This window comes from Alishewanella jeotgali KCTC 22429, from assembly GCF_000245735.1.
Lineage (GTDB): Bacteria > Pseudomonadota > Gammaproteobacteria > Enterobacterales > Alteromonadaceae > Alishewanella > Alishewanella jeotgali.
In genome coordinates, this window is sequence record NZ_AHTH01000022.1 from 48,342 (window position 1) to 63,907 (window position 15,566).

General features: G+C 52.4%; 11 protein-coding genes and 1 pseudogene. 6 read left to right on the forward strand and 6 right to left on the reverse strand.

Annotated features, from left to right (window positions below; all coding sequences use genetic code 11):
- The first annotated feature begins 109 nt into the window (after positions 1 to 109).
- Entirely contained in the window at positions 110 to 2,011 is a 1,902-nt protein-coding gene (locus AJE_RS08630; RefSeq protein WP_008950532.1) for a methyl-accepting chemotaxis protein, read from the forward strand.
- 44 nt (positions 2,012 to 2,055) lie between these two features.
- On the opposite strand, the gene argA is transcribed toward AJE_RS08630, so the two are convergent.
- The 4 genes from argA to AJE_RS08650 all read right to left on the reverse strand — a co-directional run bounded on the left by argA (position 2,056) and on the right by AJE_RS08650 (position 5,726).
- Positions 2,056 to 3,375, reverse strand: coding sequence for an amino-acid N-acetyltransferase (argA, locus tag AJE_RS08635; RefSeq protein ID WP_008950533.1), 1,320 nt, complete (start codon positions 3,373 to 3,375; stop codon positions 2,056 to 2,058).
- A 142-nt stretch (positions 3,376 to 3,517) separates the two neighbouring features.
- Positions 3,518 to 4,669, reverse strand: a complete 1,152-nt coding sequence (locus tag AJE_RS08640) for a glutathionylspermidine synthase family protein (RefSeq protein ID WP_008950534.1) — start codon at positions 4,667 to 4,669, stop codon at positions 3,518 to 3,520.
- Positions 4,670 to 4,672: 3 nt separating this feature from the next.
- On the reverse strand, positions 4,673 to 5,290 hold the full coding sequence (locus AJE_RS08645; protein ID WP_008606439.1) for a DUF1190 domain-containing protein: 618 nt from the start codon (positions 5,288 to 5,290) through the stop codon (positions 4,673 to 4,675).
- Positions 5,291 to 5,312: 22 nt separating this feature from the next.
- Positions 5,313 to 5,726 carry a DUF350 domain-containing protein gene (locus AJE_RS08650; RefSeq protein WP_008950535.1) on the reverse strand — a complete coding sequence of 138 codons (414 nt, stop codon included), beginning with the start codon at positions 5,724 to 5,726 and terminating at the stop codon, positions 5,313 to 5,315.
- Between the two features lie 198 nt (positions 5,727 to 5,924).
- Between AJE_RS08650 and AJE_RS08655 the strand changes: the two genes are divergently transcribed.
- Positions 5,925 to 7,982: a M13 family metallopeptidase gene (locus AJE_RS08655; protein WP_008950536.1), complete on the forward strand. Its 2,058-nt coding sequence runs from the start codon at positions 5,925 to 5,927 to the stop codon at positions 7,980 to 7,982.
- Between the two features lie 136 nt (positions 7,983 to 8,118).
- Positions 8,119 to 9,487: pseudogene (locus AJE_RS08660) on the forward strand (IS4 family transposase).
- Here AJE_RS08660 and AJE_RS08665 read toward each other — a convergent pair.
- Together AJE_RS08665 and AJE_RS08670 are read right to left on the reverse strand one after the other, a co-directional pair.
- A complete protein-coding gene (locus tag AJE_RS08665) occupies positions 9,451 to 10,404 on the reverse strand; it encodes a bifunctional transcriptional activator/DNA repair enzyme AdaA (RefSeq protein ID WP_237709330.1) in 954 nt (317 codons plus the stop codon). The pseudogene AJE_RS08660 and the gene AJE_RS08665 overlap by 37 nt on opposite strands.
- Before the next feature lie 98 nt (positions 10,405 to 10,502).
- Complete coding sequence (locus tag AJE_RS08670) at positions 10,503 to 12,062, reverse strand: FGGY-family carbohydrate kinase (protein ID WP_008950538.1); 1,560 nt, start codon at positions 12,060 to 12,062, stop codon at positions 10,503 to 10,505.
- Positions 12,063 to 12,258: 196 nt separating this feature from the next.
- Here AJE_RS08670 and AJE_RS08675 point away from each other — a divergent pair, with 196 nt between their 5' ends.
- From AJE_RS08675 to AJE_RS08685, 3 genes are all read left to right on the forward strand, one after another.
- Entirely contained in the window at positions 12,259 to 12,921 is a 663-nt protein-coding gene (locus AJE_RS08675) for an SDR family oxidoreductase (RefSeq protein ID WP_008950539.1), read from the forward strand.
- A 138-nt stretch (positions 12,922 to 13,059) separates the two neighbouring features.
- Positions 13,060 to 14,388, forward strand: coding sequence for a capsule assembly Wzi family protein (locus AJE_RS08680; protein ID WP_050858388.1), 1,329 nt, complete (start codon positions 13,060 to 13,062; stop codon positions 14,386 to 14,388).
- Between the two features lie 47 nt (positions 14,389 to 14,435).
- The gene (locus AJE_RS08685) at positions 14,436 to 15,563 is read left to right on the forward strand and encodes an ISAs1 family transposase (protein ID WP_008608682.1); all 1,128 of its coding nucleotides are present in this window, start codon (positions 14,436 to 14,438) and stop codon (positions 15,561 to 15,563) included.
- Positions 15,564 to 15,566 lie beyond the last annotated feature (3 nt).

Here is a 15,566-nt window from a genome sequence, read left to right on the forward strand (position 1 = left end):
TGATCGGAGACGATGACAGCGTAAAATTAGCTGTCATAGGCTTGTCAGATCGCTAGTGCTAAAATGATTTTAGTGTGTATCTAATCGTTAAACCCTACCGGAGTCTATTTTGCAGTTCCTAAGAAACTTATCGGTTAAACAGCAGCTTATTTTAAGTCTGGTGCTGGCAACCTTGCTGGCAACGGCCATCATGGGCACGCTCTCTTATCAACAGGCACGGCAGGTGGTGGTTTCAAGGATGCTACACCACGAAATGCCGGCGCTGGTTGAACAAGTTGGACAGCGGCTGGATGCGCAAATCCGGGAAATGACCACTGCGACTCAGCAACTGGCAGAAAACCCCTATCTTTTGGCATGGGCAGCGGAAGGTTTTCCGGCCGAAGGTGAAACTATGGTGCTGGCGCAAATTCGGGCTGTACGGCAGCAACTACAGTTAGATGCGGCGTCCTGGGCTGACCGGCAAAGTGGGCGTTACTGGAATCAGGACGGTTTTCTGCGGCAACTTAACCCAGAACAAGATGGCTGGTTTTTTGCGTTTCGCAACAGCGGGCAGGCGACTAATGTGAGTTTATATACTGAGCCGGACGGCCGGGTACGAATGTTTGTTAATTTTCAGCAAACGCAGGGCCGTGGATTATCGGGCATTGCCGTCTCGCTACAACAGTTGGTGGAGTATCTAAATGCTGTGCGGATTGCGGAGTCCGGTCTGGTGTTCCTGATTGATCAGGCAGGACAGATTATTTTGCATCCAGAGTCGATCAAACAACAGCAACCGTTAAGTCAATTATTAACACCGAAACTTAGCGCTCAGCTACTTGCTGCCGGCTCGAATAGTGTGGTTACTGACGAGGTGTTGCTGGTGAGCACGCCGGTCAGCAGCGCAGGCTGGCGGGTGGTGGCGCAGGTGCCGATTACCGAAGTGTTACAGCCTGTAGTAAGTATTCGCAATCAGGTGCTAGCTACCGGGTTGGCTCTCACTTTGTTTGCTGCCTTTGTCGCTTGGTTGGTGGCGAAACGTTTAACCCGCCAGCTCCAGCAAGTTGGGCAATCGTTGCAGGATATTGGCCAGGGCGAAGGTGATTTACGGCAACGGTTACCGACTACTGGTGCCAGTGAGTTACAGCAAATTAGCCATGGTTTTAACAGCTTTGTCGCAAAGATTAGTCAACTGATTGCGGAACTACAGCAGCAAAATCAATCCTTATTACAATCGGCTGGCACTATCGCAACGACAGCTGAGAGCAATCAGGAACTGGCAGCAGAACAACGACAGCGACTGAGCCGGATCGCGGCGGCTATTGAGCAGCTTGGCGCTACCATCGGTGAAGTTGCACAGCATGCAGCTCTGGCAGCTGATACTGCGAAAACCTCGCGTAAACAAGCCGATCAGGGATTACAGGTATTAACTGAAACTAACCAAACTGTTAGCCAATTGAATGCGGAAGTCGAGCATATTGCGCAAGTAGTAAGTACCCTGGCACAAAATAGTGACCAGATCGCTGAGGTGTTAACTGTAATCCGGGCGATTTCTGAGCAAACTAATTTATTGGCGTTAAATGCTGCGATAGAGGCGGCGCGAGCAGGTGAACAAGGCAGAGGATTTGCTGTAGTTGCTGATGAAGTCAGGCAATTAGCACAGCGCGCTGCAATGTCGACGGATCAGATCCAGAAGATGAACGAGCAACTAGCTAGTCGGTCACGTCAGGCGGTTCAGGCTTCTGCTGATGGTCAACAGCGAGCCCGCCAGAGTGCAGCCGCCATGGCGACGGCCAGTCAGATGTTGCAGCAAGTGGTGGAGGGTATTCGTCATCTTGATCAGTTAAATCAGGACGTCGCCAGAGCAACGGATGAACAGGCTGCGGTAGTACAAGAGATTAGTCAGAGCGTCCATGATAGCAACCAGCTGATCGATCAGAGTGCCGTAGCCGCTTCCGATTTAGCCAGTTTCAGCAATGCGCTACAACAGTTATCGGCTAGTTTACATCAGCTGAGTGCCCGTTTTATTGTTTAACTAGAACTGAAGTTACAGCCGGGCACGGAGCCCGGCATCGACTTTTAAAGCTCCAACGCCAGGATTTTCGAGCGGCGCTGATAGTTATACAGCTGCTTTTTCTGAGCCGGCAGATCATCGACGGTCACCAGTTCAAAGCCTTGCTCCAGAAACCAGTGAATACTGCGGGTGGTCAGGGCGAACAGCCGGCTGTATTTGCGTTGCCGGGCCTGCTGGATCACACTTTTTAGCAGGGTAGTACCACGATCGGCATCGCGGTAATCCGGGTGTACCGCCAAACAGGCAAATTCGCCAACATTCTCTTCCGGAAACGGATAGAGCGCGGCACAACCTATCACCAGACCATCGCGTTCAATCAGCGTAAAGTAGTCGATTTCCATTTCCAGTTGTTCGCGCGAGCGGCGTACCAACAAGCCTTGCTGCTCCAGCGGCCGGATCAGATCCAAAATACCGCCGATATCGCTGATCACCGCACGGCGCAATTTTTCTGCCGCCTCGGTCACAATTTGGGTACCGATACCGTCGCGTGAGAACAACTCCTGTAACAGCGAGCCATCTTCACTGTAACTCACCAGGTGACAACGTGGCACGCCGGAACGACAAGCCGTTACTGCAGCCCGTAAGAAGGCCGCTGTACCAATACAGTGATCGTCCTGTTGCTCCATTTCATACAGAATGGTTTCTGCCATATTTGGCATTAATTCTGCGGTGATATCCCCATTTTCGCCGACGATGCCGCCCACTTCGTTAAAGCCAATCATCTTATCGGCTTTCAGCCGGATCGCGACCTGGGTGGCAATTTCTTCGGCGGTTAAATTAAAACTCTCACCGGTGACGGAGGCAGCGATCGGCCCCATCAGCACTATGCCGTTATTATCAAGCTGTCGGCGGATACCGGCGGTATCGATACGGCGCACCTTACCGCTGTGATAATAATCGATACCTTCATCAACACCGAGCGGCTGGGCGATAACAAAGTTACCGCTGACTACGTTAATTTGTGCGCCCTGCATCGGGGTATTGCTTAAACTCATCGATAAGCGGGCGGTAATATCCAGCTGTAACGCACCGGCAACCTGTTTAATCAAGCGGAAGGAGTCATCGTCAGTGACCCGGATCCGGTTATGGTATTGAGGCTCCAACCCGGCGTTAAGCAGCGCCTGGTTGATTTGCGGCCGGGCGCCATATACCAGCACGACTTTAATCCCCAAGCTATTTAGCAGGGCAACATCGTTAATAATGCTGCGAATGCCGGGTTGCATAATGGCTTCGCCACCCAGCATCACCACAAAGGTTTTGCCACGGTGGGCGTTGACATAGGGGGCTGACTGGCGGAAACCGCTGACGAGTTCAGTTGTACGCACGGGCGAATATTTTCCTTGCACGGTATACAGATAAGATAAGTCTGGCAGCATTCCGGGAAAACTGCCAGACCAGCACAAAAAGTTGCGCAATTTTAGCAATAAAGTGGTTTTATATCCAATATTGCTGCATAAATATTCCTGTTTAATCCAGAATAATATGCGGTAAGAAACGTGAACTGTCTTTGGTGATCAGGCTGTTATCTTCGCGAATGCCGATACCTGCCGCCAGATCACCGACCACCCAGCTGCCAATCAGTGTATAGCTGTCACCAAAGCGTGGCAGCGGCGCAAAGGCTTGCCGAATATAGCCGCTGTCGGTATAAGGGCCGCCCTGCTGTAACCGTTCTCCTTGTGGGGTAACCAACTCAACATTGGCGCCCTCCCGCGAGAACAGGGGTTTGCGAACCCAGCCCGGACTCAGTGGTGTTTTGCCATCATCAAAAAAGGCGGGTAGCAGATTCGGATGGCCCTGATACTTTTGCCACAATAACGGCAGAATCCCTTTATTGGAGAGCAGTAACTTCCATAACGGCTCTAAAAAGCGGGTGTCGGAGCTTAAAATGGTGCTGGCGAATTCTTCCTGCAGCATAAACTCCCACGGATAGAGTTTAAACAGACCCAGGATCGGATAGCCTTCCAGATCGACCAACTGGCCGTCGATATCACCAATCTGCTCCAGCTGGATATAGCGGCTGTCCAGGCCACTTTGCAGCGCAATATCCATCAGATAATCAACAGTGCCCTTGTCTTCCTGACTTTCGGTGACGCTACTGAAATAGAAAGGACGCGGCAAAGGCAGCTCGGCAAAGGCCTGCTCCAGCTTATCCTGCAGCGAGTTAAACTGATCGGCGCCCTCAGGCAACACACCACGCATTTGCTGATCTTCCAGCCATACCCACTGAAAAAAACCGGTTTCGTATAATGAGGTTGGCGTATCGTAGTTCAGCTCCAGCAATTTCGCCGGGCCCTTGCCGTCATAGGCAAAATCCATCCGGCCATACAGGTGCGGCTCGGCACGCTGCCAGCTCTCTTTCACCGCGTCCCAGAACTGCTCCGGGATCCCGAGTTGGCTAAGCTGCTGTTCACTGCGTAGGATATCCGGGATCAGATCCAAGGCCATCTGATGCAGCTGTTCAGTCGGCGCTTCCAGATCATCTTCAATCTGCGCCAGACTAAACTGATAATAAGCCGACTCATCCCAGTAAGGCTCGTTATCAATGGTATGAAACTGAAAGCCAACACTTTCAGCAAAAGCCTGCCAGCCCGGGCGGGGTGCGATCGGAACCTTTTTCATTGTTTAGCCGCCATAGGTGGTTTGCCGCGGCGCAGCTGCTGCGCGTTGCTGTGCCTGAGCACCAAAGCCACCACGACGGGCCAGGGTGGCAGGTTTGGGTTGTACTGCCGAAGGCCTGACCTGAGTTGGGCCTGGCTGACTGGCCACCGGTGTATTGCCGGCAGTGCGGAAAGTACTTTGATCATCCCGGGCTTTGTACAGAGGTTGGTTTGGTACCGTATTACGGCCACCGGCTGCGGCTGCACTTTGTTGCTGCTGTGGTGCCATACCGCCACGGTTTAGCATCTGTCCGGCTAAAAAGCCCATCATCATCGGCATAAAAAAGCTGCCCTGGGCATGCTGCTCGGGCGCGGTTTCACAGCGACCTACGCCAAAGTCCGCTTCACATTCCTGCTTATTGGCATACTTAGGTGCTACCTGTGGGTGTAATGCCTGGGCTTCGGCAAAGGCTGCCTGGCACTGAGCCGGCGGATTATAGAAGGCCGCACATTCATCCGGGGTATTAAATACCTGGGCTTCGACCGCTTGTTCGCTGCCACAGCCCTGCAACACCAGGGTTGCGGCCGGCACCATAAAGATCAGCGCCGCTTTGCGGCTGCGCTTAAAAACTTTTTTCTGCATCTCAGGCTCCTTAAATAATGCGTTAGTAGGTCATACAGGCTGCATTGAGCATACCAACACTGATTGAGCAGCCAGCGGAGAAAATACCGGCGGCGATATCACCCTGAGTGATACGTTGTGACAGGTTTCTCAGGGCCAATTGGCTGACAAAAAAGGTCAGCACTTGCACCAGCAGGGCAACCAGACCCCAGATAGCGCAATCGAGTAACGACATGGAATGGGTAATGGCACTGGACAACGGCAGCGCAAAGCCAATCAGGGCTCCGGCAAAGGCGACGGCTGCAGCCGGATTATTGTCGCGGATCAGGCCAAATTCGTCATGGGGTGTTACCCAGCTGTACAGCCGGACAAAGACCAGCACTGACACCACAGCCAGGGCAAAGTAAGCCAGAAAAGACGGTAAGCCCGCCAGTGAAGTTAAAGCGGTATCAAGCATGATAAAACTCCTGCAATAAGAACTGTGTTGATCCTGCGAAAAATTGCTGCCAATTACAAGAAAAACCGTACCTACTGGCGGCAGCACAGGTTACGACCGGCATTTATCGCATCTGGCGGGGCTCATATCCTGTTTCGGCAGCGGTAGCAGAGCAGATTTTCTACACTCGCCACGATAAAACATAATAAGGAACTTTGTATGACAAAACTTTCCGCGTTAGCACTTGGGGTGGCTTTGGCTCTGGGCATTGCAGGTTGCAGCAGTCAGCCGGCCTCAGAACAAACTCAGCTCACTCAGGCTGACAGCCAGCGTGCTGGCTTTGAGCTGAACAACTTTGATAAGAGTGTTGCGCCGCAGCAAGACTTTTTTCGATTTGTAAACGGTAACTGGCTGGGTAACACTGAGATCCCGGCTGATAAGGCGCGCTGGGGCAGTTTTGACGAGCTGCGTGAAAACGCCGAAAAGCAAGTGCTGGAAATTATTCAGGAGCTGGCAGCCACTGAGCATCCGAAAAACTCTGACGCCCAGAAAATGGCCGATCTCTACAAGTCATTTTTAAACGAGCCGCTGATTAATACACTGGGCCTGAATCCACTGCGTGGCGATATCGCCCGCATCGAACAGGTTCGCAACCATCAACAGCTGGCTGTGCTATGGGGCGAATTACAGCGCTACCGCTATGGCACCCCGATTGCTGTGTTTGTCGGTCAGGATCAGCGGCAGTCAGACCAATATATTACCGGAGCCAGCCAGGGCGGCTTGGGTTTACCGGATCGCGATTATTACCTGAAAGATGACGAACGTTCGCTGCAGTTACTTGGTCAATACCGTGACTTTATCGCCAAATTATGGCAACTGGCCGGCTGGGAGCAGCCGGAGCAAGCGGCTGAACAGGTGATTGCGCTGGAAACCCAACTGGCCAAGGTGCAGTGGAGCCGGATCCAGAACCGGGATCGTAACGCCACCTACAACAAGCTCAGTGTTGCTGAGCTGGGTAAACTGGCGCCGGGTTTTGACTGGCCGGCGTTTTTACAAGCTGCCGAGCTCGGTCAGGTGCAGGAACTGGTGATCCGTCAGCCATCATACTTTACGGATTTTGCCAAGCTGCAGGCGCAGTTACCGGTAAGCCAGTGGCAAACGTATCTGAAATTTCACCTGCTGCGTGCCAATGCCGCTAATCTGAGCGAGCCCTTTGTCCAGGCCAGTTTTGATTTCTACGGCAAAACCTTAAGCGGCTTGCAGGAGCAGCGCAGCCGGGAAAAACGCGCCGTCAGTCTGGTCGATAGCAACCTCGGTTTTATGGTCGGCAAAGAATATGTCGCCCGGCATTTCAAACCCGAAGCCAAGGCACGGATGGATGAAATGATTGAAAATCTGCGTGTCGCCTTTAAAGAAGCCATTAACGAACTGGAATGGATGAGCGAGGCGACCAAGGTCGAAGCTCAGGCCAAGCTGGCGAAGTTTAATACCAAAATCGGCTACCCGGATGTCTGGCGTGACTACGACTGTTTAACCATTGATGCCAACGATTTAATCGGTAACCTGCGCCGCAGCAGCGAGTGCGAGTATCAGCGGATGGTTAACCGTTTAGGTCAGCCGGTAAACCGTGATGAATGGGGGATGACACCGCAGACGGTGAATGCCTACTACAGCTCGACGATGAACGAAATTGTGTTCCCGGCCGCGATCCTGCAGCCGCCGTTCTTTAACGTCGATGCCGATGATGCGGTGAACTACGGCGCTATCGGTGGCGTCATTGGCCATGAATTTACCCATGGCTTTGATGATCAGGGCCGGCGCTCTGACGGTGATGGTAACCTGCGCGACTGGTGGACGCCGGAAGATGAGCGGCAGTTCCGCGAGCGCGCACAGCGTATGATCGATCAATACAATGCCTTTAATCCGATCGATAACCTGCATCTGCAGGGCGCTTTGGGTCTGGGTGAAAATATTGCCGATCTGGGTGGTTTAACAGTGGCGTTCCGTGCCTATCAGAACGCGATTAAAGATCAACCGCGGCAGACTATCGCCGGCTTTACCCCGGAGCAGCGTTTCTTTATCGGCTGGGCTCAGGTTTGGCGTATTAAGTTCCGTGATGAAGCTCTGCGTCAGCAAGTGATTACCGGGCCGCACTCACCGGGCATGTACCGGGTACTGGGGGTGTTGTCGAATATGCCAGAGTTTTATGAAGCCTTTGATGTTAAAGAGGGTGATGGCATGTACCGCAGCGAAGATGTGCGGGTGAAGATCTGGTAAGGTCACGTAACAACGCAAACCCCGGCAGTTGACCCTGTCTCTTATACACAAATCCCCCGGTTTTTACTGGGGGATTTTTTGAACTCTCCGCACGCTTTCCGATCAGATCTTTCACTTAATCTAAAGGTGAATACTGATGAACAATGCACAATGGGCAAAAAGTACTTTTGGTCAGGCCGACTTAGGGGATCCCCGCCGAACCACACGTCTGGTAAAGTTAGCGGAAACCTTAGCAAACGATCCAGGAAAGCCATTCGTGTCTATTACACAATCCCCCGCCGATATGGAAGGCGCTTATCGTTTTATCCGTAATGAGCACGTCAATGCTGACGCGATAGCAAAAGCAGGCTATCTGGTCACAGCAGCGCAAGCCGCCAAACATAATTTATTACCTGGCTTTAGAGGATACCACTGCCATCACTTACAGCCATCGTTCCGTGCGAGATGAGCTTGGTCATGTCAATCAAGGAAATAACTATCGGGGCATACTTGCGCACAGCGTTTTGTTATTCGCTCCTGAGCAACAAGAGCTTGTTGGATTAATTGAACAATCCCGCTGGACACGGGATATCAGCACGCGCGGAAAGAAACATGTGCGAACACAAACACCTTATGAAGAGAAAGAAAGCTTCAAGTGGCAGTCTGCTTCGGTCAATCTATCGGCACGATTAGGCGCTAAAATGGCCGATGTGATATCCGTCTGCGACCGCGAAGCTGATATCTATGAGTACTTGCAGTATAAGCTCTCAAAGCAACATCGCTTCGTGGTTCGTTCCATGCAGAGTCGCCATATTGAGCAGTCTGAACAGAAGCTCTACGACTATGCTGCAGGTCTTGAAAGCGCCGGACAAAAGCAAATCCATATAGCGCAAAAAGGTGGACGTAAAGCACGTACAGCAACAGTAGACATTGTCTTTGCGCCAGTCACGTTGCAAGTGCCGGCAAATAAGCGTGGCGAATCACTATCGCTTTATTATGTCGGGTGCGAAGAGCGAGCCGATGACAAAAACGCGTTAAATTGGCATTTGCTGACTACCGAACCAGTCCAGAGCAAAGCAGATGCACTGAACATCATCCGTTATTACGAGCATCGCTGGTTAGTAGAAGAATATCACAAAGCCTGGAAAACGGATGGTACAGATATTGAGAATGCCCGCTTACAAAGTAAAGATAACATTGAGCGGCTTGTGACCATCAGCGCCTTTATTGCTGTAAGAATAGTGCAGCTGAAGTTTGCGCGCGAACAACCAGACGAGATAAGTTGTGAACAGGTGCTGTCGCCAAAAGCCTGGAAATTGTTATGGATAAAACGGGTCAGCAGGACCTTACCTGACACCGTCCCCTCGATGAAGTGGGCTTATACCGAGCTTGCAAAGCTCGGTGGGTGGAAAGATACAAAACAAACCGGCAAGGCCTCGGTCAAGGTATTGTGGCAAGGATGGTTCAAACTACAAACCATCCTTGAAGGTTATGACCTAGCAAAGTCTCTTGAGGCTGACTTGTGATCAAGAGACAGGCAATAGCCGGGTAGCCGGGCCAACTGCGGGGCCAGATGCTGCTCGACCTGATTAATGTCCACATCCAGATCGAACAAGCGACGGATCTGTTGCAATACGGCCGGCAATACCGGCCAGTGATCCAGCTCCAGCTGCAGCCGAAAGCGGTGTAAATCGGGCTGATGATATAGCGTAAAATGGCCCTGAGCCTGCCGCAAAGTAAAGGTTCTGCCGTAATAATCATTGCCGGCCCACTCCAACCCCGATAATAACCGTGCCTGCAGAAATTGCCGTAACTGCTGCCAGGCAAAAAGCGGACGATAGGCTAAAAACAAGCTAATTCCGGCTGCGGCGGGCAGCTCGCGCTTGCGAATTTCACCGGGGCTGAGTTTCAGGACCTGTTTACACTGCGCATTAAAACTGCGGATACTCTGAAAACCACTAGCCAGCGCCACTTCAGTCACTGGCAGGGCGGTACTTTGCAGCAGTTGTTTCGCCAGCAGCAGTTGCTGTAATAACGCATAACGCTTGGGTGACAGCCCCAACTGGCGGTTAAACAGTTGTCGTAAGTAACGCTCGGAAACACCCAATCGCGCGGCCAGTGCCGGCATCGCGCCCTGCTGCAAGGCGCCTTCGTCAATCAAGCGCAGTGCCCGCGTCAGGGTGCTGTTTGTGCCACGCCAGGCCGCGGATCCGGGAGCGCTGTCTGGCCGGCAACGCAAGCAGGGACGAAAACCGGCAGCAAGCGCCGCCACGGCAGAGGGATAATACCGGACATGCTGCTCTTTGGGTGCCGGCGCCGGACAAATATTGCGACAAAAGATCCCGGTACTGGTTACCGCGACAAAGAAGCGGCCATCAAAGCGCGCATCGCGTGCTAAGCGGGCCTGCTGGAAAATTTGCAACTCTGTCTCAGAAAAAACCATAACCGGCTCCGGTAACGAATTGGCCTCAGTATAACCAGAAGCGGCCAAATAACTGGCAGTTTTCGGCACTGATTAGCTAGCGCGCAATAGCAAGCAACTTACTGCGGATAACCGGTGATCTCGCGGATTTTCTGATACAGCGGCTTTAACTGGCGGTACATTTTTAAATACACCTCGCGATACAGGCGTTGGTATTGTGCCGCCACGGCTGGCTCTGGTAAAAAACGCTGCGGGCTTTGACACATCGCCTGCTGCGCCTGCCTGAAATCGGCATAACGCTGTAATCCCACCATGGCAGTGATAGCAGCGCCCAGCGCTGAGGTTTCACTGGTATGCGGCCTTTCCACCGGTAAATTAAACACATTGGCAGTCAGCTGCAGAATCTGCTCGCTTTGCGCGCCGCCTCCCGATACCCGCAGCCGCTGCATCTTTACACCATTGCGACGCTCTAAACGCTCGCGGCCTTCGAGCAAGGCATAGGCCAAACCTTCAATCAGCGCCCGGTAGACATGAGCGCGCTGATGCACATCGCCAAAGCCAATTAAGGCGCCCTTGGCTTCAGGCCCGGGCTCGCGAATACCGGGTGACCAGTACGGCTGCAACATTAGCCCCATACTACCGGGTGGCACAGCTTTGAGTAGTTCATCAAACAGCTGCTCTGGCGCGATGCCCAGCACCGCCGCTTCCTGCTGCTCCTGCAAACCAAACTGGGTTTTAAACCAACTTACCAGCCAGAAGCCACGGTAAATCATCACTTCAGTATTGTAGAAACCGGGTTGAGCCGCCGGGTAAGCCGGCAACCAGGGGCCGGGTTCTATATAGCGCCGATTGGCTGTGCTGATGGTGGCTGTAGTGCCATAGCTGATACAGCCGGTATCAGGCGTTAGACCACCAGAGCCCAAGACTTCGCAAGCCTTATCAGCAGCGGCAGCAAACAGCGGGATCCCGGCTGGCAGTCCCAACGCTTGCGCAGCGGTGCCGGTCAGCTTGCCCAATTCCGTGGCTGGGGGCTTTAATGGCGCCAACTGCGCTGGTTTTAACGATAATGCCTGCCACTTCCAGCTAAAACGGCTGGCCCAGCCCTGTTGTTGAAAGTCAAAGGGCAGGTAACCAACCTGGGCCGCACTGCAATCCACCAGCTCACCGGTGAGTTGTAAGGTCAGGTAACCGGAGAGTAAGACATAATGGGCGGTCTGTTGCCACAGTTGTGGCTGCTGCTCAGCGAGCCAGTTTGACGGCGCCCGGCGCTGAAAGCGCTCGACGATTGCGGTAATACCCATTAGCCAGAACAGACTGCGCCAGCTACCAAGCCGGGGCAACACTGTGGCCGTGCGCTGATCTAACCACAGCATCGCCGGGCGAAGCGGCTGGCGGTCTTTATCCAGACAAATCATGGTGCCGCGTTGGGTGGTCAGCGTAACGGCCGCAATGTCGCTGGCAGCGACCGGACTGCGCTGCCACAAATCGGCACAGGCTGCGCTTAAGGCTTGCCAATACGCACTAACCGGCAACTCCGCCATACCGGGCTCAGGTGAGTGATACGGCGGCATCGCTTGCTGACCTTTAGCGATAATATTGCCGCTGTCGTCAACAATAATGGCACGGACGCTTTGGGTACCAAAATCCAGCGCCAGGACATAGGTTGGGTTGCTGGCCATAGTTCTCGTTATTATCTGCCTGCTAAAACCTCACTCTAACCACAGATAATCTGAGGGTCAATTCAGCAATTAGACTTGATATTAAGCGATGCTAACCCGATATCGGCAAAGTTGTACCTAATTTATCTAAATGCCTGGTCAGTTGCTGCAGCAGCGGCGCAGACCAGACACCGGAACTGGCAGCAGGAGCGCGAAAATGCAACATATAGTGATCACTGGGGGTAATAAAGGTATTGGGCTGGCGCTGGTAAAACAGCTGCTGGCGCGTGGCAATCTGGTCAGTGTGTTATGCCGCAATAGCTCAGACGAGCTGGAGCAAAGTGGTGCTACCGTCTATAGCGGCATTGAGCTCAGCGACAACCGGCAACTGCAGCAACTGGCCGGCAAGTTCGCTGCCAACAGTATCGACTTACTGATCAACAACGCCGGGATCTTTAGCAATGAAACGCTGGACGACTTTGATCTGACCCGGATCCAACAACAGTTCCAGGTTGATGCACTGGCACCACTGGCACTCAGTCAACTGTTACTGCCGGCCATCAAAAACGGCGGCAAAATTGCCATGATCACCAGCCGCATGGGCTCCATCAGTGATAACGGTTCGGGTGCTTACTATGGCTACCGCATGGCAAAGGCCGCACTGAATGCCGGCAGTGTCTCTCTGGCCCGTGATCTAGCGCCACGTAACATTTATGTCGGTATTTACCATCCCGGATTTGTGCAAACCCAGATGGTTGGTTTTGCCGGTGATATCAGCCCGGATGAAGCCGCCAGCCGGATAATTCAGCGCATCAATGAGCTGGATGCCAGTCGCAGTGGCCGATTTTTTCACAGTAACGGCAGCGAGTTACCCTGGTAATAGCGGTTTATCCGGCGAACTGTGTACCGCAATAAGGTTAATCCGTTGTTCATCTTTGTATGTTAGAAATGATTTTTTCTATCTTTTTGTAAAGGAGCGGTGCCAGCACCGCTCCTGCCGTCCTATTATGGTTTTTTCATGAAATATCTGATTTGTCTGGCGCTATTGATTGCACCACCTGCCTTCGCTAAATGGTGGATTGAACCTAGTGAACTTGCCGTCAGGGCTGACTTGCAGTTTCTGGCCGATCACCGCTTATTGTCACAACCCCTGAACACCTATCCGTTAGTATGGTCAGCTATCGCAACAGAATTGCAGGCGCTGGATCCACAATCGCTGAGTACCCGGCAACAAGCCGCCAGACAACGTTTGCTGGCAGCATGGCAACAAGATCAGCAGCTCGGCTTTAGTTATCAGGTAGATGCGGCAACCAGCGAAAACCGCTTTTACAGCTTTGGCGACCATTTCCGCGACAAAGCCGCTGTCCAAGTGCGTTATCAGTTCAGCAGCCAACATCTGAGCGGTAAACTTGCCGCCGCAACCACAACCCGGGGCGATGAAGGACAACGCTGGCGTGCAGACGATAGCTACCTCGCTGCCAGGCTGGGTAACTGGATTATCAGTGCCGGCAGTCTGGACCGCTACTGGGGGCCATCCTGGGATACCTCGTTACAACTTAGCCAGAATGCCAGGCCTGTACCCATGCTCAGCCTGACCCGTTACAACTCGGAGGCTCTGGATCTGCCGCTGCTACGCTGGCTGGGCCCCTGGACCTTTACTACCGGCTTTGGGCAGTTAGAGGGCGAACGGGCCATCCCAAATGCCAGGCTCTGGGCAGCACGGGCTTCCGCCAAGCCGTTAGCAGGTCTGGAAATTGGCACCTCCTGGTCTATGCTGTGGGGGGGCGAAGGTTATGGCAATGGCCTCTCAGATTGGTGGCAGGATTTATTTCAAGGCGGCAGTGAGCAAGGCACTGAAAATATGCTGGCCGGTTATGATATCCGCTGGTCGGATGTTATCGCAGGCGTGCCTTACGGCCTCTATGCTCAGGTCACCGCTGAAGACTTTCACCGCGAAAAACGGCGCCTGATTAACACCGCCTTTCTGCTCGGCGCGGATATCTACGTGGAGGCGCTGGATAGCCGCATCTACCTGGAATTTTCCGATACCAAGGTCGGCTGCTCAGCCGAGAGCCGCAAGCTGTATAACTGCCTGTATGAACATAGCTTTCACCTCGATGGCTACCGCTATCACCGACAAAGCCTTGGCAGCACCTATGATAATGATGCCCTGACCTGGGTCGCCGGCATTATTACGCCACTGGCAACTCAGATCAGCTGGCATAACAAAGTTCGCTGGCTACGCCTGAATCTTGATGGTCTTGATCTGAGTGAACCCGGTGGCAACAAGGTGTCACCCGCAGGGCGAGATCGCGAACGTTTTTTAAACAATAAACGATCAGTTTGACGATCTGATCTAGTTGTGATCATATACTCCTTTTTTGGGAGCATGCCATGTACCTTGAACTCTTTACTACACACTTTGACACCATCATCGACAACCGTCAGTCTGCAAAAGTTACCTATCCTTTATCTGATGTTTTATTCGTGACCTTATGTGGCGTGATTGCAGGCGCAGAGGGATGGTCGGAGATCCATGATTATGCTAAAGGTCATCACGAGTGGTTTCAGAAACAAGGTTTTTTAAGTGATGGCGTCCCGGTAGATGACACGATAGCGCGTATTATTTCCAAAATTGCTCCGGAACAATTCAGGCAATGTTTTATCGACTGGATGCAAGCGGTGCACAAGCTAACGCAGGGAGAAGTGATTGCCATAGATGGCAAAACGCTACGTAGCTCTTATGCACCAGAAGACAGAAAATCGACCATCCATATGGTGAACGCCTTTGCTTGTGCGAACAAAGTGGTGTTGGGGCAGCTGAAGACCGTGGAAAAATCGAATGAAATCACAGCCATCCCAGAGCTGATTCGATTGCTGGATATTGAAGGCGCCCTGGTTTCAATAGATGCGATGGGATGTCAAACGGCGATAGCAGAGCAAGTGATAGAGGGGAATGGGGATTATCTGTTGGCGCTTAAGGCAAACCAGGGAACGTTATACAACGCAGTAGAAGCGTTATTTGCCGGGCAACGAAGTCGCCCTCTTGATGGGATTGTCATAGAAAAGAACCGAGGCCGAATAGAAGCAAGAAGTTACCATGTAAAAGACGCCAGCGAACTGAAGGGAAACTTTAGTAAATGGGTTGGTCTGCAAACCGTTGGAATGAATCTAAGTTACCGGGAAGTAAAAGGAAAAAAATCGGAACTCACTTATCGTTACTACATCAGTTCAGCCAAGCTGAACGAAGTACAGTTAGCCGAGGCGGTTAGAGCTCATTGGGCCGTTGAAAATAGCCTACATTGGGTGCTGGATGTCAGCATGAAAGAAGATGCTTGCCAGATTTATCAGAATCACGCGGCGGAAAACTGGTCAATACTACGGCAATGGTCTTTAAATATGCTAAGAGCAGAGCCATCGAAAGGCAGCATCCCCGCAAAACAAAAACGTGCCTGGATGAAAACGGATTATTTGGAAGATGTCTTAAAAGCTGGTTTCAGCAGCAGAGTGTTTGAAAATTAAACA